The following is a 20,628-nucleotide window of genomic DNA, read 5'->3' on the forward strand; positions in this document are numbered from 1 at the left end:
TACCGCTGGCAACTAACGCCGCATTAAGTGGTGAGCGACGCTAAACACCAACGCCTCGACAAACCACTTAAAACGCCAAAACTGAATTTACACTAAAGCCGCCAAGCGTTGCGAATCCGTCTTAAATGCTTTGTTATGTGAATTTTTACTCGTACTTTTTACCGTTGTGCTTTAACCAACCATGCGGATGTTTATTGTTGGGATCGCGATGCGTCCAGTGCATTACACCACCCTTTTTATTCCATTCATACTCGCCGTAAAACTGAACTCGATCGCCGACTTTTAGATTGGGAATTCTTGGTGCCAAGTCGATATTATGAGCAACAAGTAAAGTCTGCTTACTATCTAATTTGAGTATGAATTTTTGATGTCGACTTCCTTTGTTGTCATCTGGCAATAGGCGAATTACTGTTCCTGAACCACGAACTTGAAGGTCACTTTGATGATTTTCAAACGCCTGTTCGAGCTTGTAGTCATTCGCTAGAGCACCAACTGAAACTAAGCAAAAAGCTGCTATAAATATTGCGAATAACTTCTTCATATACTCAATTCTCTCTGATTCATATAACGCCGCGTTAAGTAGTGAGCAACATTACCACCTAACCTAAACCATTGTGCCGTAAACACTAAATTCAAAGCAAACCAAAAATGCCTAGCGTTGCGAATCTGCCTTAAACGCTTTGTTAGTTGCCATTCTAAACCTTTGATTTCCTGTTTATTTCCACTTTGCCAGCACCGGTTTTGAGCGCTTTGAAAAACTCAAGTCAGGCGCAGTTTCAAAGCGACTGTCACTGAAACCACTTGGAACTAGCAACGCCGTAGAAAACTGGCTAAAAAGCACCAAAAAGACCTTTTGGAAAGGTAATGTCACAAAGCTGACTTTCAACAAGTGAATTAGCGCCTGAAACGGCAAAACAAAACCACAACATTAAAAATCGAACACAACTTCAGCAAACCACACTTAGATACAAAACCGAGCAAAATTGCACGATTCATTAGCCCGAAATTTTCTGCTTTAGCTGCGTTTTTAGCGCTGGCAACTAACGCCCAATTAAGTAGCCCGAAACGCACTGGCTCACTTTCCGCATAACTCGGCAACACAAAACCCGGCGCAAACCAAAAGTGCTGAGCGTTGAGGGTCTGCTTGAATTGTTTGTTATGTTTTACCACAAACGACTGATTTATTTGGCAAAGAACTGCTTTGTTGACCGCATTTCAAGAAGTGAATCACAAGCTCAAATTCACTTGGCCGCCAACGGCACGAAACACCAAGCGCGTAAGCCCACTTCCCTGCCCAATGAGGCAACCCGACTTCACCTCAACAAGCGCCCTCTCTTTCCAACCACAGCGCAGAACAATGGAAAATTGCCGAGGCAACTGCCAAGCCGATGTGCCACTTGGCAAAGAGCCACAAAGCGACTTTAAGCCAGTTAAACAACAACCCAACCGACACGACCTACAAATGAAGCAACCCGCGAACATTGACATGTTTTACGGGGTGAGAAATTCGCGAACTTGGACCGACAATGCGTATTTGCTGAGGCAACTCGAACGAATTGCCAAAGGGACAAAGAACATAGATCGAAGAAGCTTTAAGCCACTGAAATACAAGTAAACATAACGCCAAATTAAGGTGTGAACAACGCTAACCACCTAACCTAAACCATTGTGCCATAAACACTAAACTTACTTGAAGTGAGAGCGCCAAGCGTTGTGAATCACTCTTAAATTTCTTGTTATGTACGTGCTCCCTCTGGCACGACCATAGGCAGGTCAGTACAGCCAAAGTCTAAACCAAACTGGCTTAACAAACAGGTTAGCTGACCTCTGTGATGCGTTTGATGATTGAAAATATGTTGGCAAAACTCACCAACTGTTCGTTCGATTACCTGACCCTCGGTTGTCGTATACCTGACTACTTGGTTACAACTACCAGAGCTAAACTGATTAGTAATTTCAATATAGATCGAGTCTACAAGTTCTCGTAATTCAGATAGTTCGCCGAGATTCGAAGCGAACGTGTCAGAAACTGACTTAGCGACAGGTAATTTATCTAAAACTGTAGCTTCAACTGTTACTAACTCATTTGCTACAAGGCGCTGTAGCATAATCAAGTCACCGAACAAGATATGATTCCAGTGAGCCATGATTGTAGGAAAAAATGAGTTGGTATTCTGATACAACTGCTCATCAGTCAGCTTACTGCAAACACCAAGTAACTGCTTATTCATTCGCTGATTATACAGCGCCAACATCCTGAAATTTGAGGATAAATCCATTTGACCTCCAAAGTACATAACGCCGCGTTAAGTGGTGAACAACGCTAACCACCTAACCTAAACCATTGTACCTTAAACACTTAACCTAACTGGAACTGAAATCGCCAAGCGTTGTGAATCCGTCTTAAACGCTTTGTTATGCGTTTACTCAAAGACTTCGTAATGACGCTCAACGTTCACAGTTACCTTACCCCAATGGGAAGCTTTAACTCTTTGCTGATGTTGCTCGAAAGCAACTTTATCCGTGAATTCTTCGTAAACATCAAAACGGAGAGGGTTTTCTGGATTCTCAGTGACACTAAAGGTAATACAACCGGGTTCTTCGAGAGTAAGACGTTTATGGTGTTCCAACTCACTTTTCACTAACTCAAGATCTAGCTCAGGAACTAGAATAAAGCCTTTCAATGTTACTTTTGACATAAATTCCCTCGAAACGCATAACGCCCAATTAAGTAGCCCGAAACGCCCTGGCTAACCTTCTGCATTCCTCGGCAACGCCAAACCCGACACTAACCAAAAGTGCTGAGCGTTGAGGGTCTGCTTGAATTGCTTGTTAGGTGTGTAGCCCGAGAGTTCATCATTTCCAGCCTTGGAGCCATTTACTTTGGTCTTTAAGCTCTACCCAGTTAATTGAGTACTCTTTATTTGAAAGCACCGCTTCAACTTTACACACCAAAACTGAACCATCTTCATCAAACTCTATCTCTGACACGAGGAAATGCTTTTCTCGGTTGAGAGGGCTCACCGCTGTCCACTTACTGTTGTACAACTTAGCTGGGTTAATTTTATTCATAGTCACTCCATAAAACTCTGACTTTGCCCGATTTTTACGATGTGACAATTGAGCGAGTTCACTAATCTATGATTTCTAAGAAAAAACACCTAACGCCAAATTAAGGTGTGAACAACGCTAACACCTTACCTAAAGCATTGTGCCATAAACACTAAGCCGGCTTGAAGTGAAAGCACCAAGCGTTGTGAATCACTCTTAAATTTATTGTTATACAGCAGATTTCACCTAGCCTCTTCGTACATCATTGAAGATTTCACAAGATAACTTATAGTTGTGCTGTCTTGCGATTTTCTGTGAAAAAAACAACTGTGGTAATTCATAGACAACTAGTAATACGAGTATAAGAAGTGCACTAGAATGACCTAGAACAAGGCCGATGATGCTTACAGTTAACAGTGTCAGTTCCAATGCGAATAATGCATATTTTCCTAGATAACAGTGGTGAAAACCGCCTAGGAAGAACCAATTCAACGTTGCGTAGGTGTCTGGATCCTTCAGTCTTTTTGACTGGAGTTCATAGAATTCTTTTTTTTGATTTTCAGATAATGAATTTACCTGGCTTCTCAACAATTCTTCTTTTTTTTCTAACTCTTCAATAGGTTCAAATAAGCGCATTACGGCACCTCATCATATATTTTTTCAATGAGGTCAGGTTGATTACACCGCTTAATTCTTGCTAAGCCAAGTTTCCAACCTTTTATCGCCCCATACTTTGCAATACATTGCTTGGTGAATTCAGAGCAAGTAGGCTCAAAATTACATTCAATATTTAATAATTGCTTTGAACCACCGCTAACCTGATAGCGATGGATCAATTTCAAAGAGATATACTTAAGCAAACTTATCGGCCAAGAGTAATAATCACGGCCTCGCGTTTCCAAAACAGCATAAAGCGTTTTTGTTCAACAACTTGAAATACAACTTGCCAGCCATCTTGTACAAATTTGTTCAACTCTGCTTCCATTTTTTGCACAGGTAAGCCACTTGCACCTAGCAAGATTGTGCCGCAGCCACCTTCAACAATATGAACCACTTTATACTCTGTAAACTTTGTCATTTTTATAACCAACTAATTTAATAAAAACAGGATGTTACAATAAGCAAAGAGGTGCATCAAGGTGAATATTGTGAAGTTTGCTGTATAACGCTGCGTTAAGGTGTGACAAGCGCTTGCCATACTTGAGCGAAGCGAAACCGGCAAGCGTTTGGAATCACCCTTAAACGCTTTGTTATGTGTATTTTTTCGACTGCAACCACTATACCCTTATTTTCTATGGGTGGTCCGCTCTTACTTTGACCGCTACACTGTTCAAGTCAAATAAAATAAGGAATACAGACATGATCCAGATAGGCCAAACGTTACCAACCGCTACCCTTAGTGAACTAGGTAACGAAGGAATGGTAAACCATAACACTGACGAGCTTTTTGCAAACAAGCGAGTTGTACTCTTCGCTGTACCCGGAGCATTTACACCTACTTGCTCAGAGGCCCATCTACCTGGTTACGTTGTACTCGCTGACGAAATTAAGGCAACAGGTATCGATCTCATTGCTTGTGTTTCAGTTAACGATGCTTTTGTAATGCAAGCTTGGGGTGAGGCACAAAACGCCACAGAAATTATGATGTTAGCCGATGGCGATGCCAGCTTTACAAAATCGTTGGGGCTTGAAATGGATACGGCGACTTTCGGTGGAATTCGTTCACAGCGCTATGCAATGGTTATCGAAAATGGCGTGATTACACAGCTAAATGTCGAGGAGCCAAAACAATTTGAAGCTAGCAAAGCCGAGACTATTTTAGCTGCTCTCAAGTAACCTTCAAGAACAACAACGGTTCAGAGTAGCCTATTCTGAACCCTTTTCCCGTGAATACACATAACGCCCAATTAAGTAGCCCGAAACGCACTGGCTCACTTTCCGCATGACACCGTAAACACGAAATTCAACGCAAACCAAAAATGCTAAGCGTTGAGGGTCTGCTTGAATTGTTTGTTATGCCGCTACATTTCGCCTGATTTTATTTTTGACTGAGCTTCCATTATCGTCTGTTTCCCAAACAATAAATCCATCATTGCTATGATCCGTTTATTGTCGTTTCCCCACTTATTTGTATTCGCACTATTCGGTGCCTTGAACTCTACTTCGCCCACTTTTTTACTATTTTTATAAGCTTTAACTTGGGCATCTGCGATGAACGTTCTAAAATCCCAGCTCCAACGCGATACATAAGTCAATGTCAGTTCCGAGCCCTTAGGTGATGTTCCGTCACTTACAACCGTACATTTATGAGCAGTTTCCAAACACCATTCTTGCATTGAATCTAAGAAAATTTCTCTTGTTGCATCATCTTTCACGATGGTAACTTCTTCACTCTGATGCTCTTCTGGTATTGCTTCTACTGTATATTTTGGTGAAGCACATGCTGCCAATAGAACAGGTAGACTCAGGATGATTAGCTTTTTATACATTTTATATCTCTTCTAATGAATTATAATTTTACTGGAATTTGAGTGGCGGCATAACGCCCAATTAAGTAGCCCGAAACGCCCTGACTCACTTTCCGCATGACGCCGTAAACACGAAATTCAACGCAAACCAAAAGTGCTAAGCGTTAAGGGTCTGCTTGAATTGTTTGTTATGTTTTACCACAACAGACTGATTTATTTGGCAAAGAACTGCATTATTGACCGAATTTCAAGAAGTCAGTCACACGCTCACACTCACTTGACCGCCAAATACACGAAACACAAAGCGCGTAAATCCACTTCCCTGCCCAATGAGGCAACCCGATAAACGCTCAACAAGCGCCCTCTCTTTCCAACCAAAGCGCAGAGCAATGGCAAATTGCCGAGGCAATTGCCAAGCCGACATGCTACTTGGCAAATACGCTGAAAGCGCCTTAAAGCCAGTGAAACTTAAAACCAGCCACCACGACCTGCAAATGAAGCAACCCACGAATATTGGCATGTTTTACGGGCTGAGAGATTCAAGAATTTAGGCCGACAATGCGGATTTGCTGAAGTATTCGAACAAACTGCCCAAGGGACAAAGAACATAGATCGAAGAAACTTTAAGCCACTGAAATACAAGTAAACATAACGCTGCGTTAAGTAGTGAGCAACATTGCCACCTAACCTAAACCTTTGTGCCGTAAACACTAAATTCAAAGCAAACCGAAAATGCTTAGCGTTGCGAATCTGCCTTAAACGCCTTGTTAGTTGCCATTCTACACCTTTGATTTTCAGTTCATTACCACTTTGCCAACACCGTTTTTGAGCGCTTAGAAAAACTCAAATCAGGCGCAGTTTCAAAGCGACTGTCACTGAAACCACTTGGAACTTACAACGTCGCAGAAAACTGGCCAAAAACACCCAATAAACCTTTTGGAAAGGCAATGTCACAAAGCTGACTTTCAAAAAGTAAATTTGCGTCTGAAACGGCAAAACAAAACCACAACATTAAAAATCAAACCCAACTTCAGCAAACTACACCCAGACACAAACCCGAGCACAATTGCACAGTTCATTAGCCTTAAGTTTTCTGCTTTAGTATCGTTTTTTCCGCTGGCAACTAACGCCCAATTAAGTAGCCCGAAACGCACTGGCTCACTTTCCGCAATACTCGGCAACACCAAACTCGACGCAAACCAAAAGTGCTGAGCGTTGAGGGTCTGCTTGAATTGTTTGTTATGTTTTACCACAAATGACTGATTTATTTGGCAAAGAACTGCTTTGTTGACCGCAATTTCAAGAAGTCAGTCACACGCTCAAACTGACGTGGCCGCCAGATGCACGAAACACCAAGCGCGTAAGTCCACTTCCCTGCCCAATGAGGCAACCCGATAAACGCTCAACAAGCGCCCTCTCTTTCCAACTACAGCGCAGAACAATGGCAAATTGCCGAGGCAACTGCCAAGCCGACATGTTACTTGGCAAATACGCTAAAAGCGCTCTAAAGCCAGCGAAACCTAAAACCAACCGACCCGGTTTGCAAATGAAGCAACCCACGAATTTTGGCATGTCTGACGGGCTGAGTGATTCATGAATTTAGGCCGACAATGCAGATTTGCTGAAGTAACTCGAACGAACTGCCAAAGGGACAAAGAACATAGTTCGAAGAAGCTTTAAGCCACTGAAATACAAGTAAACATAACGCTGCGTTAAGTGGTGAACAACGCTACCACCCAACCTCACCCATTATGTCGTAAGCACTAAAGTTGAATCAAACTGAAAATGCTAAGCGTTGTGAATCCGCCTTAAACGCCTTGTTATGTGCCGGATTTGCACTGAACTAATCTTCAAATAAGTCCAAATTCTCATTCACGTATTCCATAATTTGGTCGTAGAAGAACTCATCAATTTTACCTGCTACGACAAAGCAAAGTAGATAGGACGATACAAAGTGAAATTTGTACTGTTTTTTCGAATTAGTATCGAGTGACCAGTCTGCCTTAACCTGCTCATCAATTTCGTTGTTCATCATTTCAAACAGAGCATCATTATTCATATGATTTCGTTTAGAGTAAAAGATTGATGCTAGTTGATACATATGTTCCTTTGGAATTTCTCCAGAAGCTACCGCATAAAGAGCCTCATCTAACGCTTCACTCGCTTCTAGCAACCACTTTTCCATCGAATATTTCTCCATTTCCGAACTGGCACATAACGCCCAATTAAGTAGCCCGAAACGCACTGACTGACTTTCCGCATAACACCGTAAACACGAAATTCAACGCAAACCAAAAGTGCTAAGCGTTGAGGGTCTGCTTGAATTGTTTGTTATGTTTTACCACAAATGACTGATTTATTTGGCAAAGAACTGCTTTGTTGACCGCATTTCAAGAAGTCAGTCACACGCTCAAACTGACGTGGCCGCCAGATGCACGAAACACAAAGCGCGTAACTCCACTTCCCTGCCCAATGAGGCAACCCGACAAAGGTTCAACAAGCGCCCTCTCTTTCCAACCACAGCGCAGAACAATGGCAAATTGCCGAGGCAACTGCCAAGCCAACATGCTACTTGGCAAATACACTCAAAGCGTCTTAAAGACAGTGATATTTAAATCCAACCTCCACGACCTGAAAATGAAGCAACCCACGAATATTGGCATGTTTTACGGGCTGAGTGATTCATGAACTTAGACCGATAATGCTGATTTGCTGAAGTACTCGAACGAACAGTCCAAGGGACAAAGAAAGTAGATCGAAGAAACTTTAAGCCACTGAAATACAAGTAAACATAACGCTGCGTTAAGGTGTGACAAGCGTTTGCCATACTTGAGCGAAGCGAAACCGGCAAGCGTTTGGAATCACTCTTAAACGCCTTGTTATAACACGGTTTTACACGTCACTTTCCGTCAAAATCTGACGGCAATTACGAACTGTTAGCACCCGAACTTCATGGCTTAAACTGTAAATAATACGATAATGCCCAAAAATTATTTCGCGATAATTTGTATGGAGCATTTCAGGAACGAAACGACCCACTTCTGGCGTACTTCCTAACAATTCTGTTTTTTCGAACACTTCATTTACCCACTTTTCTGCAGCCGATGGGTTGTCCAATGAAATAAACTCCGCTGCATCACCAAGCTTTTGTAATGCTAAGGGTGACCAAACTACTTTCATTTCTTAACACGTCCTAGCACTTGAGCACGCGCATCTTCATTTGAAACACCGAGACCTGAAGCTAATTGAGCTTCTGCTGTGCGCATTTCTTCAAGCAATTCGATTTTCTCTTGCATTGCTTCATACTCTGCAACATCAAGAACAACTGCAACACCTTTACCACGTTGTGTAATGACCAATGGACGACGAGTCTCATTGATTTGTTTGATGTAAGAAGCTACACCTGCACGAAATTCAGATAAAGGCTGAATATCTTGATCGAAATGAATACGACTCATATTGAACTCCAATTAGTACAAAATAACGTACAAATAATAGCTCAATTAACCGTTTTGAGCAAGGAGTTGATTCCGTGTTATAACGCTCTGTTAAGGGGTGAGCAACGCAATACCGAAGCCGCCGCATTCCACCTTAAACACTAAAACCAACGCATAGTGAAAATGCCACGCGTTGCGAATCCCTCTTGAACAGTTTGTTAACTGAGCGCCTTTCAGTTTTCGCCGTTCTTACAGCCACTTTAGCCAAAGCTGGTTTTCCTAATGAATGATTAGTAAAGCTAACTCAGATATGTATTTAACCAAAAGATTACCTTTTATCTTTAGTTTGAAATGCGTCTCACAGCACCATACTTCGGCGATGTAAGTGCGCCGAACTAATCGCGAATACCTTATATTATTAGAAGGCTTTGTGCCGCCTTTCACATCAGTAAATTTAAGTACCAAATTGAAATTAGTCGCATTAGCTCAATTAAGGAAACCGACCGAACACGCTAAACCTCTGAGCCTAGAAACCGTATCAATGTGCTTTCGTATTTTATGCGCCAGTTAACGCCCAATTAAGGGGTGAACAACGCCTCCACCCTAACCTAAAGCATTGTGCCATAAACACTAAATTTGAAGTAGAAGCAAAAATGCCAAGCGTTGTGAATCCCTCTTAAATTGCTTGTTATGCGTATTATCCCACGCGTACCAGACTGAGTTTTTCACTCGCTGCTGGAGCTTCAATGTAACCCTCCCTGTTTTAGTGGCACTCTAAATTAGAGTTTTTCCTACTTTCATGCCTTGCTAAATACTCCCAAGGAGTCAGATCATCGAGTGAATCATGAGGGCGTTCATCGTTGTATTCCTTCATCCATTTTTCTGTCAGGTCTCGGACTTCGCTCAAGGTTTTGAACACGTACATGTTGAGTATTTCTGTCCGATAAGTTCGGTTAAATCGCTCTATATAGGAGTTCTCCGTTGGTTTGCCTGGGCGAATAAATTCCAGTTCAACTGCGTTTTCTTCAGCCCATTCAGCCAGAGTGGTCGAGATAAATTCAGGGCCATTATCCATGCGCAGCTTACTGGGGTACCCTCGCCAGGCAATAATGCGTTCTAGCACCCTTATAATGCGTGGTGCAGGCAGATTGAGATCTACTTCAATCGCTAGCACCTCACGGTTGAAATCGTCCACGACATTGAACGTACGAAAGCGTCTGCCGCAGAGCAATGCGTCACTCATGAAATCGATAGACCAGCAACTGTTGATCGACTCTGGGCATACCAGTGGCGCTGGATTTCGTTTAGGTAGGCGCTTTTTGCCCTTGCGCCGTAGGTTTAGCTTGAGCGAACAGTACACTCGATGGACTCGTTTATGATTCCATCGGTGTCCCCAGCGCCTAAGTACTTTAAATAATTTGCTAAAACCGTATGCAGGGTACCGCTCTACTGCCTCTTGCAATTTAGCGATAACCTCATCATCTCGATGAGGCTCTGGTCGGTAGCGATAGACTGAGTCGCTAATGCCAACTACGCGGCAGGCCATTCGCAAACTGACCTGATAGTGTTTGCGAGCGTAATCGACGAGCTCGCGTTTAACCGCTGGCCTTACAGCTTTTTTTCCAGGATATCTTTAACGATACGGTGCTCGAGGCTGAGGTCTGCAAACATTTGCTTGAGCCTCCGATTCTCATCCTCGAGCTCTTTGAGCCGTTTAACATCTGACGCTTCCATACCACCATACTTGGACTTCCAGTTGTAGTATGTCGCATCAGAGATGCCATATTCACGACAGACTTCGTTAACCTTTCGTCCTGCTTCGACTTCCTTCAGGATCTTTACGATTTGCGTTTCTGTGTAGCGTGATTTTTTCATCATGCGTTCTCCGTTTGTTTCAGTGTAAACGGAAAAACTCTAATAGCTAATGACCAGTTTTTGGGGGAGGGTTACAGTTAGTTGTACACCCCCAAAATGATGATGAGAACCATTATGCTCGTAGGTTAAAAAACCTTCTTGTTGCAACCAAACGATAGTTGAATTGAATATCTCTGATTCTAGTCGGAAGTCTTCAGACTGTTTTGAACCATAAACAAGATCATAGTAAGTCCACTCTTCATCTTCGTCCTCAGGTGATTTTACAACGTTACCACTTTGGTCGATTAGCTCACTCGTCGCAATGTCGTGCCGTTGTAGTGTGATTTTTATAGGGAAGTTGGCATATAACATTGCCAATATTTTTGCTGCATGATTTTCAAATATTTGAATATTGTTCATTGTAAGCCCATTTCGTATAACGCCGCGTTAAGTGGTGAACAACGCGACCACCTAACCTAAACCGTTGTGCCGTAAACACTAAAACCGATTAAAACTGAAAATGCCAAGCGTTGTGAATCCGTCTTAAACGCTTTGTTAGCCGTCTTGGACACCAACCATAGAAAAGTGGTGACTAGCGATATTAAAGCCTTCGCGTAAGTAGAACTTATGTGCCGGAAAACGCTGTACACCAGAATCCAGATGTATTTGTTCACAACCGCTTTCTAAGGCGTATATTTTGAACCAATCGATAATAAATTTGCCTACTCCACGCGAACGAAATTGAGAATTAGTTACCAAGTCTTCAATGTAAATATGCTTACCCCAAGCCAGCTTTTCACCTACGCTAAAGCCTGCTGCCGCAAGCACACCTTCTGACGATTTAACATAGACGACTTGGTAACCATTTGATTGCTGCTTCTCGATCTGAGCAGACAAAGTATCTAAGTTGTAATTTGGGCGAAGTTGCAGCAATACCTCTAGGACTGACTCATAATCAGAGTTTTTCTCTAAAAATTGGACTTCCATGTTTTCTCCATTTTGACGTTGACGGCTAACGCTGCGTTAAGGTGTGACAAGCGCTTGCCATACTTGAGCGAAGCGAAACCGGCAAGCGTTTGGAATCACCCTTAAACGCTTTGTTATGTGTATTTTTCGACTGCAACCACTATACCCTTATTTTCTATGGGTGGTCCGCTCTTACTTTGACCGCTACACTGTTCAAGTCAAATAAAATAAGGAATACAGACATGATCCAGATAGGCCAAACATTACCAACCGCTACCCTTAGTGAACTAGGTAACGAAGGAATGGTAAACCATAACACTGACGAGCTTTTTGCAAACAAGCGAGTTGTACTCTTCGCTGTACCCGGAGCATTTACACCTACTTGCTCAGAGGCCCATCTACCTGGTTACGTTGTACTCGCTGACGAAATTAAGGCAACAGGTATCGATCTCATTGCTTGTGTTTCAGTTAACGATGCTTTTGTAATGCAAGCTTGGGGTGAGGCACAAAACGCCACAGAAATTATGATGTTAGCCGATGGCGATGCCAGCTTTACAAAATCGTTGGGGCTTGAAATGGATACGGCGACTTTCGGTGGAATTCGTTCACAGCGCTATGCAATGGTTATCGAAAATGGCGTGATTACACAGCTAAATGTCGAGGAGCCAAAACAATTTGAAGCTAGCAAAGCCGAGACTATTTTAGCTGCTCTCAAGTAACCTTCAAGAACAACAACGGTTCAGAGTAGCCTATTGTGAACCCTTTTCCCGTGAATACACATAACGCCCTGTTAAGGTGTGAGCAACGCAATACCGATGCTTCCGCACACCGCCTTATACACTAAATGCAACGCATGGCAAAAATGCCGAGCGTTGCGAATCACTCTTAAACAGTTTGTTATGTGCTGTAATCTATCACCAAGGCTCAGGCAACTCTTCATGAGATAATTCAATTTTAACTTTATCATCCCGAAATATAATATCGACCTGAGTCCAGTGCTCTTCTTTACTTTTCATTAGCGCATGTACATCATCCAACAAAAAGGCTACTTTAGAATTTGATACTGAAGCATCCTTGCGGACAACTTCACCAACTACCATTTCAAGTTCATATTCTTTCATACCATATTTTTCATATCTCTTTTCGGTATATACGAATGAACTAGCATTGAACCCCTGATTAAGTAAATCTATTCGTATCAGGTCAACAATACTTTGAAAGTACTCTATATAATTACTAACCAAATCAGCCTTCCTTTTATGGCACATAACGCCGCGTTAAGTAGTGAGCAACATTGCCACCCAGCCTAAACCATTGTGCCGTAAACACTAAATTCAAAGCAAACCGAAAATGCTAAGCGTTGCGAATCTGCCTTAAACGCTTTGTTAGTTGCATTCTACACCTTTGATTTCCAGTTTATTTCCGCTTTGCCAACACCGTTTTTGAGCGCGTTGAAAAACTTAAATCAGGCGCAGTTTTAAAGCGCCTGTCACTGAAACCACTTGGAATTATCAACGCCGTAGAAAACTGACTAAAAGCATCAAAAAGACCTTTTGGAAAGACAATGTCACAAAGCTGATTTTCAACGAGTACATTCGCGTCTGAAACGGCAAAACAAAGCCACAATATTAAAAAATCGAACGCAACTTCAGCAAACTAGATCATAGAGACAAAGCTGAGCACAATTGCACGATTCATTAGCCTTAATTTTCTGCCTTAGCTGCGTTTTTCTCGCTGGCAACTAACGCCCAATTAAGTAGCCCGAAACGCCCTGGCTAACTTTCCGCATTGCTCTGCAACACGAAATTCAACGCAAACCAAAAGTGCTAAGCGTTGAGGGTCTGCTTGAATTGTTTGTTATGTTTTACCACAAATGACTGATTTATTTGGCAAAGAACTGCTTTATTGACCGCATTTCAAGAAGTGAATCACACACTCAAACTCACTTGGCCGCCAGATGCGCTAGACACAAAGCGCATAAGTCCACTTCCCTGCCCAATGAGGCAACCCGATAAACGCTCAACAAGCGCCCTCTCTTTCCAACCACAGCGCAGAACAATGGCAAATTGCCGAGGCAACTGCTAAGTCGACATGCTACTTGGCAAATACGCTGAAAGCGCCTTAGAGCCAATGACATTTAACGTCAACCGCCACGACCTGAAAATGAAGCAACCCACGAATATTGGCATGTTTTACGGGCTGAGAAATTCAAGGATTTAGGCCGACAATGCGGATTTGCTGAAGTAACTCGGACGAACTGCCAAAGGGACAAAGAACATAGATCGAAGAAACTTTAAGCCACTGAAATACAAGTAAACATAACGCCCAATTAAGTAGTGAGTAACGCACTGACCAAGCCGCTGCAAACCACTTAAAACACAAAAGCCAACGCATAGTAAATTCGCCAAGCGTTACGAATCTGCTTGAATTGTTTGTTATGTTTTACCACAAATGACTGATTTATTTGGCAAAGAACTGCATTATTGACCGTGTTTTCTGAGCCTAATCACACGCCAAAACTCACTTGGCCGCCAGATGCGCTAGACACAGAGCGCGTAAGTCCACTTCCCTGCCCAATGAGGCAACCCGACAAAGGCTCAACAAGCGCCCTCTCTTTCCAACCACAGCGCAGAACAATGGCAAATTGCCGAGGCAACTGCCAAGCCGACATGCTACTTGGCAAATACGCTGAAAGCGCCTTAAAGCCAGTGAAACTTAAAACCAGCCACCACGACCCTGCAAATGAAGCAACCCACGAATATTGGCATGTTTTATAGGTTGAGAGATTCAAGAATTTAGGCCGACAATGCGGATTTGCTGAAGTACTCGAACGAACTGCCAAAGGGACAAAGAACATAGATCAAACAAACTTTAAGCCACTGAAATACAAGTAAACATAACGCTGCGTTAAGGTGTGACAAGCGTTTGCCACACTTGAGCGAAGCGAAACCGGCAAGCGTTTGGAATCACTCTTAAACGCCTTGTTAGGTTTATTTTTGTTCCACGTATATTAATTGCTCAACATCAAAACCATTCTGTTCAGCCAGTTCTTCAAACCTTTCGATGATATCTGCACTTACACTCGGTGACCGCGATAACAACCAAAGATAATCATTGTTCGGACCTGATACAAAAGCATATTCGTAGTTTTCTTTTTCTAGGTCAAAGACCACATATGAGCCATAAAATGGGCCAAAAAACGACACTTTCAAATACCCTTCGTCAGGGTTGTTAACGAAATATGCTTTACCTTCCGCTTCTTTCCATTCTTGGGTTGCTGCGGAATAACCGCGGTTCAACACCGAAACACCGCCATCTTTACGCAATCTATATTCGGCAGTGACCTGACTCAAACCTCGTTCAAACGAATGATCTAAGCGAGCTATTTCGTACCACTGACCTAAATAATTATTAAGCTTGAAATCCTTAACTGGTTTTATTGTTTTAGGCATGCCTAAACAACCACCTAGCGATAATAAAACTATGAACAGAAGTACTTTTCTCATGGTTTCCTCCGTAAAAACCTAACGCCGCGTTAAGTAGTGAGCAACATTACCACCTAACCTAAACCATTGTGCCGTAAACACTAAATTCAAAGCAAACCATAAATGCCTAGCGTTGCGAATCTGCCTTAAACGCTTTGTTAGTTGCCATTCTAAACCTATGATTTCCCGTTTATTTCCACTTTGCCAACACCGATTTTTAACGCGTTGAAAAACTCAAATCAGGCGCAGTTTCAAAGCGCCTGTCACTGAAACCACTTGGAACTTACAACGCCGTAGATAACTGCCTAAAAGCACCAAAAAGACCTTTTGGAAAGACAATGTCACAAAGCTGACTTTCAACAAGTGAATTAGCGTCTGAAACGGCAAAACAAAACCACAAGATTAAAATAGAACACAATTTAAGCAAACCACACCCAGATACAAAACCGAGCACAATTGCACAATTCATTAGCCTTAATTTTTCTGCTTTAGCTGCGTTTTTTCCGTTGGCAACTAACGCCGCATTAAGGTGTGAGCGACGCTTGGCTATACTTGAGCGAAGCGAAACCGCCAAGCGTTGCGAATCACTCTTAAATGCTTTGTTAGCACTAAAATTCTTCGATTGTGCTACGTTCTTCGACTTCTAGAATATCGAACTCTACTTCGCCATCATCCCCAAGGGTGAAAGTAACAGAAGACTCTTCTTCTCCTTCAAGATCCATGTCAGCACAACCATTATAAATAGACCACTGATACTGGTAATCAAGCTGATATTCATTACCACCGAGAAAAGTAACATCGAATATATCAATTCCAGTGTGGTTTTCAGCACGAGAGTTAATATGTGACAAATCAGGTACAAGAGATGAGTCAAAAGATGGTTCATGCTCTATGAGGAAAGCTTTCAATTCTTGGCAAAGATGAGTGCCATGCTCAATTTCACCCGACTTACTTTGGAAAATCATGTTTATACCTCGAACCTTAATATTCATATTAGTGCTAACGCTGCGTTAAGTAGTGAGCAACATTGCCACCTAACCTAAAGCATTGTGCCATAAACACTAAATTCAAAGAAAACCAAAAATGCCCAGCGTTGCGAATCTGCCTTAAACGCTTTGTTAGGTGCGTTTTTAAAGGTTCACCACTAATTTACCTTGGTTTACTTCTCTAATACTGAGACACTTGGGCCGCAAATTACATTAGGCAAAATAATATGAAACTTTTAGTTCGCAATCTAGCGCGTACCATCACTGAACACGAAGTTCGTGTACTATTCTCTGCTCACGGTAAAGTTACCGAGTGCAACTTGGTTCTAGACCAAGAATCAGGTTTATCAAAAGGTTTCGCGTTTGTCGAAATGCCAGATGACAAGGAAGCAAAAGCTGCTATCCAAAACCTAAACCTTTCAAACGTTGCTAAAAGCACCATTCGAGTAAAACGCGCTCAAAACTAAACTCAAAAAGCCAGTGGTTGATTTCTGCTGGCAGTTTTCCGCTTAAGCACCTAACGCCGCGTTAAGTAGTGAGCAACATTGCCACCTAACCTAAACCATTGTGCCGTAAACACTAAATTCAAAGCAAACCAAAAATGCCTAACGTTGCGAATCTGCCTTAAACGCTTTGTTAGGCATCTTTGGCTCCATAGAGCTTATTGGGCTTTTTACAATGGACGCTAAAGCACCGAACCTCATTTCTGGCTTGTCTGATGCCATGTTAATTTTGCTAAAATAACGTTTTTGCCAATACCAAAACTCTTGCTCGAAGTACTTGCCTATGTACTTTGCATCTGCCTCTCCGATCTCAATCATAAAATTTAGCTTTTTATAAAAGTGCTCAATTTTGGAGATTTTCTTCCACTCTTCTTTAGGTAAGTTGTGGTAAAGATTATTCCAAGAAGGGACTTCTTGTTCTTCAAGGGCTTTTCTAAGAGCTTGACCCGCATCATTTCTCAACTGTATGTAATCTGGAGATGTATATTCTTGGATTAAGTCCAACGCCCTATTCTTTCGTTCTCTGTTCGTTTCATGAATCACGATAAACGTTGCCGATAATCCTGCACCAATCGCTGCACCTAACAAAGCAGCTCCAACATTTCCAGTTAAAGCCCCTACTATCGCCCCCAAAATACTAGTAAGTGTTGCTACTTCCATTTGACTTCCTTTATTTCTCTCAAATCCTCGGTGATGCCTAACGCCGCGTTAAGTGGTGAACAACGCTAACCACCTAACCTAAACCATTGTACCTTAAACACTTAACCTAACTGGAACTGAAATCGCCAAGCGTTGTGAATCCGTCTTAAACGCTTTGTTATGCGTTTACTCAAAGACTTCGTAATGACGCTCAACGTTCACAGTTACCTTACCCCAATGGGAAGCTTTAACTCTTTGCTGATGTTGCTCGAAAGCAACTTTATCCGTGAATTCTTCGTAAACATCAAAACGGAGAGGGTTTTCTGGATTCTCAGTGACACTAAAGGTAATACAACCGGGTTCTTCGAGAGTAAGACGTTTATGGTGTTCCAACTCACTTTTCACTAACTCAAGATCTAGATCAGGAACTAGAATAAAGCCTTTCAATGTTACTTTTGACATAAATTTCCTCGAAACGCATAACGCCGCGTTAAGTAGTGAGCAACATTACCACACCTAACCTAAACCATTGTGCTGTAAACACTAAATTCAAAGCAAACCAAAAATGCCTAGCGTTGCGAATCTGCCTTAAACGCTTTGTTAGTTGCCATTCTAAACCCTTTGATTTCAAGTTCATTTTCACTTTGCCAACACCGTCTTTGATACGCTTTGAAAACTCAAATCAGGCGCAGTTTCAAAGCGCCTGTCACTGAAACCACTTGGAATTAGCAACGCCGTAGAAAACTGACTAAAAGCACCAAAAAGACCTTTTGGAAAGACAATGTCACAAAGCTGACTTTCAACGAGTAAGTTAGCGCCTGAAACGGCAAAACAAAACCACAATATTTAAATCGAACGCAACTTCAGCAAACTAGATATAGAAACAAATCCGAGCACAATTGCACGATTCATTAGCCTTAATTTTTCTGCTTTAGCTGCGTTTTTTCCGTTGGCAACTAACGCCCTGTTAAGGTGTGAGCAACGCAATACCGAGGCTCCCGCATGCCACCTTAAACACAAAACGCAACGCATAGCAATAATGCCAAGCGTTGCGAATCACTCTTAAACAGATTGTTATGTGCGTGTTCACCGCTTAGGCTGATTAGTCTTCTTCGCCTTCATCTTTTGGCTGAAATTCAGTCCACCAACCTGTGTAATTACAATCTGCACAGATTAAATCTTGTGTATCTTGCCCCATGATTTTCTCTTTATATGGTCTAGAAGTAGAGCCACATTCAGGACAAACAGCACCTGCTCTTTTCATATATAGCCTCTTATTGTTGTTCTTGTTTTTTAGAGTATTCAGGCCAGTTACGACCAAAACCTGATTTACCACAATCGTCACAGACATAGTCACCAGTCGCTGAACCTAAGTGGTACTCTTTAGACAAGTTAGAATGAGAACAATTAGGTACATCTTTTTCTTCTACACTTTGCATTTGCGTTGCTTTCATGAGCTCCCTCCATACTAAAAGAAGAATCATACTATATGCATATAGAGGCAATTGTGAAGGCATAGACAAAACGGCGTTCCCATTAAGCACATAACGCCGCGTTAAGTAGTGAGCAACATTGCCACCTGACCTAAACCATTGTGCCGTAAACACTAAATTCAAAGCAAACCGAAAATGCCCAGCGTTGCGAATCTGCCTTAAACGCCTTGTTAGTTGCCATTCTACACCTATGATTTCCCGTTCATTTCCACTTTGCCAACACCGTTTTTGAGCGCTTTGAAAAACTCAAATCAGGCGCAATTTCAAAGCGCCTGTCACTGAAACCACTTGGAACTAGTAACGGCGTAGAAAGCTGACTAAAAGCACCAAAAAGACCTTTTGGAAAGACAATGTCACAAAGCTGACTTTCAACGAATGAATTAGCGTCTGAAACGGCAAAACAAAACCACAACATTAAACATCGAACACAATTTCAGCAAACCACAACCAGACAAAAATCGAGCAAAACTGAAAATTTCATTAGCCCTAAATTTTCTGCCTTAGCTGCGTTTTTCTCACTGGCAACTAACGCCCAATTAAGTAGCCCGAAACGCACTGGCTAACCTTCCGCATTCCTCGGCAACGCCAAACTCGACGCAAACCAAAAGTGCTGAGCGTTGAGGGTCTGCTTAAATTGTTTGTTAGGCATTTACTTCCTTCGGATCACTTCCATATCTATTTGATCCTGAATTTCCTTTCGAAGCAGTGAAGTATAATAAGACCAAAACACCTATGATGGGGATAAGCACTATCAACAACCACCAACCCGAGCGATCTGTATCATGTAGTCTGCGAACACCAACAGCTATTCCCGGAATCAACAATGCTAAAGTGTAAATCCCGCTTAACAAACCGTAACCAGTATCAGGATCGAAGCTACCTGTTAAACCGTCAACAAAGGTTAGGAAAAAGCTAATGAGTAAGTTAAACAGAAAGAAATACCAATACTCCTTTCTGCGAGAACGCCCGCTAAAAGTGGCATATTTCTTAACTGCTGTTATGTACCAATTCATGATATATCCTTTTGATTAATATTAGAAATGCCTAACGCCGCGTTAAGTAGTGAGCAACACTGCCACCTAACCTAAACCATTGTGCCGTAAACACTAAATTCAACGCAAACCAAAAATGCCTAGCGTTGCGAATCTGCCTTAAACGCCTTGTTAGTTGCCATTCTAACCCTTTGATTTCCTCTTTATTTCCACTTTGCCAGTACCGGTTTTGAGCGCTTTGAAAAACTCAAGTCAGGCGCAGTTTCAAAGCGACTATCACTGAAACCACTTGGAACTAGCAACGCCGTAGAAAACTGGCTGAATACACCAAAAAGACCTTTTGGAAAGGCAATGTCACAAGGCTGACTTTCAACAAGTACATTCGCGTCTGAAACGGCAAAACAAAACCACAACATTAAACACAATTTCAGCAAACCACACACTCAAACACAAAACAGAGTAAAATTGCACAATTCATTAGCCCTAAACTTTCTGCCTTAGCTGCGTTTTTCTCGCTGGCAACTAACGCTGCGTTAAGTAGTGAGCAACATTGCCACTTAACCTAAACCATTGTGCCGTAAACACTAAATTCGAAGCAAACCGAAAATGCCTAACGTTGCGAATCTGCCTTAAACGCCTTGTTAGTTGTCATTCTAAACCTTTGATTACCAGTTTATTTCCACTTTGCCAACACCGTTTTGAGCGCTTTGAAAAACTCAAATCAGGCGCAGTTTCAAAGCGACTATCACTGAAA

At 42.1% G+C, this 20,628-nt stretch carries 26 protein-coding genes; 4 read left to right on the forward strand and 22 right to left on the reverse strand.

The window, feature by feature from the left end; all coding sequences use genetic code 11:
* Positions 1-145: 145 nt before the first annotated feature.
* The gene (locus tag ViNHUV68_RS20175) at positions 146-541 is read right to left on the reverse strand and encodes a DUF3465 domain-containing protein (protein ID WP_391090962.1); all 396 of its coding nucleotides are present in this window, start codon (positions 539-541) and stop codon (positions 146-148) included.
* Between the two features lie 816 nt (positions 542-1,357).
* Here ViNHUV68_RS20175 and ViNHUV68_RS20180 point away from each other — a divergent pair.
* Positions 1,358-1,615 carry a hypothetical protein gene (locus tag ViNHUV68_RS20180; protein ID WP_391090964.1) on the forward strand — a complete coding sequence of 86 codons (258 nt, stop codon included), beginning with the start codon at positions 1,358-1,360 and terminating at the stop codon, positions 1,613-1,615.
* Positions 1,616-1,736: 121 nt separating this feature from the next.
* Here the strand turns inward: ViNHUV68_RS20180 and ViNHUV68_RS20185 are convergent, their stop codons facing one another.
* The 6 genes from ViNHUV68_RS20185 to ViNHUV68_RS20210 form a co-directional block, all read right to left on the reverse strand.
* The gene (locus tag ViNHUV68_RS20185; RefSeq protein ID WP_391090966.1) at positions 1,737-2,279 is read right to left on the reverse strand and encodes a DinB family protein; all 543 of its coding nucleotides are present in this window, start codon (positions 2,277-2,279) and stop codon (positions 1,737-1,739) included.
* Positions 2,280-2,423: 144 nt separating this feature from the next.
* Positions 2,424-2,699, reverse strand: a complete 276-nt coding sequence (locus ViNHUV68_RS20190; protein WP_391090968.1) for an antibiotic biosynthesis monooxygenase — start codon at positions 2,697-2,699, stop codon at positions 2,424-2,426.
* 157 nt (positions 2,700-2,856) lie between these two features.
* On the reverse strand, positions 2,857-3,072 hold the full coding sequence (locus tag ViNHUV68_RS20195; protein ID WP_038176315.1) for a TIGR02450 family Trp-rich protein: 216 nt from the start codon (positions 3,070-3,072) through the stop codon (positions 2,857-2,859).
* 225 nt (positions 3,073-3,297) lie between these two features.
* Complete coding sequence (locus ViNHUV68_RS20200; protein ID WP_391090970.1) at positions 3,298-3,687, reverse strand: hypothetical protein; 390 nt, start codon at positions 3,685-3,687, stop codon at positions 3,298-3,300.
* Positions 3,687-3,953, reverse strand: a complete 267-nt coding sequence (gene yidD, locus ViNHUV68_RS20205) for a membrane protein insertion efficiency factor YidD (RefSeq protein WP_391090972.1) — start codon at positions 3,951-3,953, stop codon at positions 3,687-3,689. Before yidD ends, ViNHUV68_RS20200 begins: the two co-directional genes overlap by 1 nt.
* A complete protein-coding gene (locus ViNHUV68_RS20210; protein ID WP_237319170.1) occupies positions 3,914-4,129 on the reverse strand; it encodes a DUF4177 domain-containing protein in 216 nt (71 codons plus the stop codon). The genes yidD and ViNHUV68_RS20210 overlap by 40 nt, the downstream gene beginning before the upstream one ends.
* Positions 4,130-4,410: 281 nt before the next feature.
* On the opposite strand from ViNHUV68_RS20210, the gene ViNHUV68_RS20215 reads away from it, so the two are divergent.
* A complete protein-coding gene (locus ViNHUV68_RS20215; RefSeq protein ID WP_038177602.1) occupies positions 4,411-4,887 on the forward strand; it encodes a peroxiredoxin in 477 nt (158 codons plus the stop codon).
* Between the two features lie 185 nt (positions 4,888-5,072).
* On the opposite strand, the gene ViNHUV68_RS20220 is transcribed toward ViNHUV68_RS20215, so the two are convergent.
* From ViNHUV68_RS20220 to ViNHUV68_RS20250, 7 genes are all read right to left on the reverse strand, one after another.
* The gene (locus ViNHUV68_RS20220; RefSeq protein ID WP_038177624.1) at positions 5,073-5,540 is read right to left on the reverse strand and encodes an Sbal_3080 family lipoprotein; all 468 of its coding nucleotides are present in this window, start codon (positions 5,538-5,540) and stop codon (positions 5,073-5,075) included.
* 1,822 nt (positions 5,541-7,362) lie between these two features.
* Complete coding sequence (locus ViNHUV68_RS20225) at positions 7,363-7,704, reverse strand: hypothetical protein (RefSeq protein ID WP_391090974.1); 342 nt, start codon at positions 7,702-7,704, stop codon at positions 7,363-7,365.
* 707 nt (positions 7,705-8,411) lie between these two features.
* Positions 8,412-8,699 carry a type II toxin-antitoxin system RelE/ParE family toxin gene (locus ViNHUV68_RS20230; protein WP_391090976.1) on the reverse strand — a complete coding sequence of 96 codons (288 nt, stop codon included), beginning with the start codon at positions 8,697-8,699 and terminating at the stop codon, positions 8,412-8,414.
* The gene (locus ViNHUV68_RS20235; protein ID WP_000086648.1) at positions 8,696-8,977 is read right to left on the reverse strand and encodes a type II toxin-antitoxin system Phd/YefM family antitoxin; all 282 of its coding nucleotides are present in this window, start codon (positions 8,975-8,977) and stop codon (positions 8,696-8,698) included. The genes ViNHUV68_RS20230 and ViNHUV68_RS20235 overlap by 4 nt, the downstream gene beginning before the upstream one ends.
* Positions 8,978-9,719: 742 nt before the next feature.
* Positions 9,720-10,831 (reverse strand): IS3 family transposase gene (locus ViNHUV68_RS20240; RefSeq protein WP_391090223.1). Its coding sequence is split into 2 segments (ribosomal slippage): positions 9,720-10,579 and positions 10,579-10,831, totalling 1,113 coding nucleotides; the frame shifts between segments, so codons are not numbered across the junction.
* Between the two features lie 39 nt (positions 10,832-10,870).
* The gene (locus ViNHUV68_RS20245) at positions 10,871-11,230 is read right to left on the reverse strand and encodes a hypothetical protein (RefSeq protein ID WP_391090979.1); all 360 of its coding nucleotides are present in this window, start codon (positions 11,228-11,230) and stop codon (positions 10,871-10,873) included.
* Positions 11,231-11,365: 135 nt separating this feature from the next.
* Positions 11,366-11,797 carry a GNAT family N-acetyltransferase gene (locus tag ViNHUV68_RS20250; protein ID WP_391090981.1) on the reverse strand — a complete coding sequence of 144 codons (432 nt, stop codon included), beginning with the start codon at positions 11,795-11,797 and terminating at the stop codon, positions 11,366-11,368.
* A 221-nt stretch (positions 11,798-12,018) separates the two neighbouring features.
* Between ViNHUV68_RS20250 and ViNHUV68_RS20255 the strand changes: the two genes are divergently transcribed.
* A complete protein-coding gene (locus tag ViNHUV68_RS20255; RefSeq protein WP_038177602.1) occupies positions 12,019-12,495 on the forward strand; it encodes a peroxiredoxin in 477 nt (158 codons plus the stop codon).
* 195 nt (positions 12,496-12,690) lie between these two features.
* Here ViNHUV68_RS20255 and ViNHUV68_RS20260 read toward each other — a convergent pair whose 3' ends face one another.
* From ViNHUV68_RS20260 to ViNHUV68_RS20270, 3 genes are all read right to left on the reverse strand, one after another.
* Positions 12,691-12,897, reverse strand: a complete 207-nt coding sequence (locus tag ViNHUV68_RS20260; RefSeq protein ID WP_391090983.1) for a hypothetical protein — start codon at positions 12,895-12,897, stop codon at positions 12,691-12,693.
* Positions 12,898-14,766: 1,869 nt separating this feature from the next.
* Positions 14,767-15,282: a lipocalin family protein gene (locus ViNHUV68_RS20265; RefSeq protein WP_391090985.1), complete on the reverse strand. Its 516-nt coding sequence runs from the start codon at positions 15,280-15,282 to the stop codon at positions 14,767-14,769.
* Positions 15,283-15,869: 587 nt separating this feature from the next.
* The gene (locus ViNHUV68_RS20270) at positions 15,870-16,226 is read right to left on the reverse strand and encodes a hypothetical protein (protein WP_391090986.1); all 357 of its coding nucleotides are present in this window, start codon (positions 16,224-16,226) and stop codon (positions 15,870-15,872) included.
* Positions 16,227-16,474: 248 nt separating this feature from the next.
* Here ViNHUV68_RS20270 and ViNHUV68_RS20275 point away from each other — a divergent pair, with 248 nt between their 5' ends.
* A complete protein-coding gene (locus tag ViNHUV68_RS20275; RefSeq protein ID WP_391090988.1) occupies positions 16,475-16,714 on the forward strand; it encodes an RNA recognition motif domain-containing protein in 240 nt (79 codons plus the stop codon).
* A 138-nt stretch (positions 16,715-16,852) separates the two neighbouring features.
* Here ViNHUV68_RS20275 and ViNHUV68_RS20280 read toward each other — a convergent pair whose 3' ends face one another.
* From ViNHUV68_RS20280 to ViNHUV68_RS20300, 5 genes are all read right to left on the reverse strand, one after another.
* Positions 16,853-17,410, reverse strand: a complete 558-nt coding sequence (locus ViNHUV68_RS20280; RefSeq protein ID WP_391090990.1) for a hypothetical protein — start codon at positions 17,408-17,410, stop codon at positions 16,853-16,855.
* Positions 17,411-17,575: 165 nt separating this feature from the next.
* The gene (locus ViNHUV68_RS20285) at positions 17,576-17,851 is read right to left on the reverse strand and encodes an antibiotic biosynthesis monooxygenase (RefSeq protein WP_391090992.1); all 276 of its coding nucleotides are present in this window, start codon (positions 17,849-17,851) and stop codon (positions 17,576-17,578) included.
* A gap of 640 nt (positions 17,852-18,491) precedes the next feature.
* On the reverse strand, positions 18,492-18,653 hold the full coding sequence (locus ViNHUV68_RS20290) for an Eag protein (RefSeq protein ID WP_391090993.1): 162 nt from the start codon (positions 18,651-18,653) through the stop codon (positions 18,492-18,494).
* A 10-nt stretch (positions 18,654-18,663) separates the two neighbouring features.
* A complete protein-coding gene (locus ViNHUV68_RS20295; RefSeq protein WP_077261269.1) occupies positions 18,664-18,843 on the reverse strand; it encodes a hypothetical protein in 180 nt (59 codons plus the stop codon).
* A 680-nt stretch (positions 18,844-19,523) separates the two neighbouring features.
* Positions 19,524-19,895, reverse strand: coding sequence for a DUF805 domain-containing protein (locus ViNHUV68_RS20300; RefSeq protein WP_391090995.1), 372 nt, complete (start codon positions 19,893-19,895; stop codon positions 19,524-19,526).
* Positions 19,896-20,628 lie beyond the last annotated feature (733 nt).

The organism is Vibrio sp. NH-UV-68 (genome assembly GCF_042940635.1).
Lineage (GTDB): Bacteria > Pseudomonadota > Gammaproteobacteria > Enterobacterales > Vibrionaceae > Vibrio > Vibrio pacinii.

What these genes read in the sequence shown, in the direction of transcription:
- ViNHUV68_RS20175 (WP_391090962.1), bottom strand. Translation starts at nt 541, where the DNA reads ATGAAGAAGTTATTCGCAATATTTATAGCAGCTTTTTGCTTAGTTTCA.
- ViNHUV68_RS20180 (WP_391090964.1), top strand. Translation starts at nt 1,358, where the DNA reads ATGGAAAATTGCCGAGGCAACTGCCAAGCCGATGTGCCACTTGGCAAA.
- ViNHUV68_RS20185 (WP_391090966.1), bottom strand. Translation starts at nt 2,279, where the DNA reads ATGGATTTATCCTCAAATTTCAGGATGTTGGCGCTGTATAATCAGCGA.
- ViNHUV68_RS20190 (WP_391090968.1), bottom strand. Translation starts at nt 2,699, where the DNA reads ATGTCAAAAGTAACATTGAAAGGCTTTATTCTAGTTCCTGAGCTAGAT.
- ViNHUV68_RS20195 (WP_038176315.1), bottom strand. Translation starts at nt 3,072, where the DNA reads ATGAATAAAATTAACCCAGCTAAGTTGTACAACAGTAAGTGGACAGCG.
- ViNHUV68_RS20200 (WP_391090970.1), bottom strand. Translation starts at nt 3,687, where the DNA reads ATGCGCTTATTTGAACCTATTGAAGAGTTAGAAAAAAAAGAAGAATTG.
- ViNHUV68_RS20210 (WP_237319170.1), bottom strand. Translation starts at nt 4,129, where the DNA reads ATGACAAAGTTTACAGAGTATAAAGTGGTTCATATTGTTGAAGGTGGC.
- ViNHUV68_RS20215 (WP_038177602.1), top strand. Translation starts at nt 4,411, where the DNA reads ATGATCCAGATAGGCCAAACGTTACCAACCGCTACCCTTAGTGAACTA.
- ViNHUV68_RS20220 (WP_038177624.1), bottom strand. Translation starts at nt 5,540, where the DNA reads ATGTATAAAAAGCTAATCATCCTGAGTCTACCTGTTCTATTGGCAGCA.
- ViNHUV68_RS20225 (WP_391090974.1), bottom strand. Translation starts at nt 7,704, where the DNA reads ATGGAAAAGTGGTTGCTAGAAGCGAGTGAAGCGTTAGATGAGGCTCTT.
- ViNHUV68_RS20230 (WP_391090976.1), bottom strand. Translation starts at nt 8,699, where the DNA reads ATGAAAGTAGTTTGGTCACCCTTAGCATTACAAAAGCTTGGTGATGCA.
- ViNHUV68_RS20235 (WP_000086648.1), bottom strand. Translation starts at nt 8,977, where the DNA reads ATGAGTCGTATTCATTTCGATCAAGATATTCAGCCTTTATCTGAATTT.
- ViNHUV68_RS20245 (WP_391090979.1), bottom strand. Translation starts at nt 11,230, where the DNA reads ATGAACAATATTCAAATATTTGAAAATCATGCAGCAAAAATATTGGCA.
- ViNHUV68_RS20250 (WP_391090981.1), bottom strand. Translation starts at nt 11,797, where the DNA reads ATGGAAGTCCAATTTTTAGAGAAAAACTCTGATTATGAGTCAGTCCTA.
- ViNHUV68_RS20255 (WP_038177602.1), top strand. Translation starts at nt 12,019, where the DNA reads ATGATCCAGATAGGCCAAACATTACCAACCGCTACCCTTAGTGAACTA.
- ViNHUV68_RS20260 (WP_391090983.1), bottom strand. Translation starts at nt 12,897, where the DNA reads ATGAAAGAATATGAACTTGAAATGGTAGTTGGTGAAGTTGTCCGCAAG.
- ViNHUV68_RS20265 (WP_391090985.1), bottom strand. Translation starts at nt 15,282, where the DNA reads ATGAGAAAAGTACTTCTGTTCATAGTTTTATTATCGCTAGGTGGTTGT.
- ViNHUV68_RS20270 (WP_391090986.1), bottom strand. Translation starts at nt 16,226, where the DNA reads ATGATTTTCCAAAGTAAGTCGGGTGAAATTGAGCATGGCACTCATCTT.
- ViNHUV68_RS20275 (WP_391090988.1), top strand. Translation starts at nt 16,475, where the DNA reads ATGAAACTTTTAGTTCGCAATCTAGCGCGTACCATCACTGAACACGAA.
- ViNHUV68_RS20280 (WP_391090990.1), bottom strand. Translation starts at nt 17,410, where the DNA reads ATGGAAGTAGCAACACTTACTAGTATTTTGGGGGCGATAGTAGGGGCT.
- ViNHUV68_RS20285 (WP_391090992.1), bottom strand. Translation starts at nt 17,851, where the DNA reads ATGTCAAAAGTAACATTGAAAGGCTTTATTCTAGTTCCTGATCTAGAT.
- ViNHUV68_RS20290 (WP_391090993.1), bottom strand. Translation starts at nt 18,653, where the DNA reads ATGAAAAGAGCAGGTGCTGTTTGTCCTGAATGTGGCTCTACTTCTAGA.
- ViNHUV68_RS20295 (WP_077261269.1), bottom strand. Translation starts at nt 18,843, where the DNA reads ATGAAAGCAACGCAAATGCAAAGTGTAGAAGAAAAAGATGTACCTAAT.
- ViNHUV68_RS20300 (WP_391090995.1), bottom strand. Translation starts at nt 19,895, where the DNA reads ATGAATTGGTACATAACAGCAGTTAAGAAATATGCCACTTTTAGCGGG.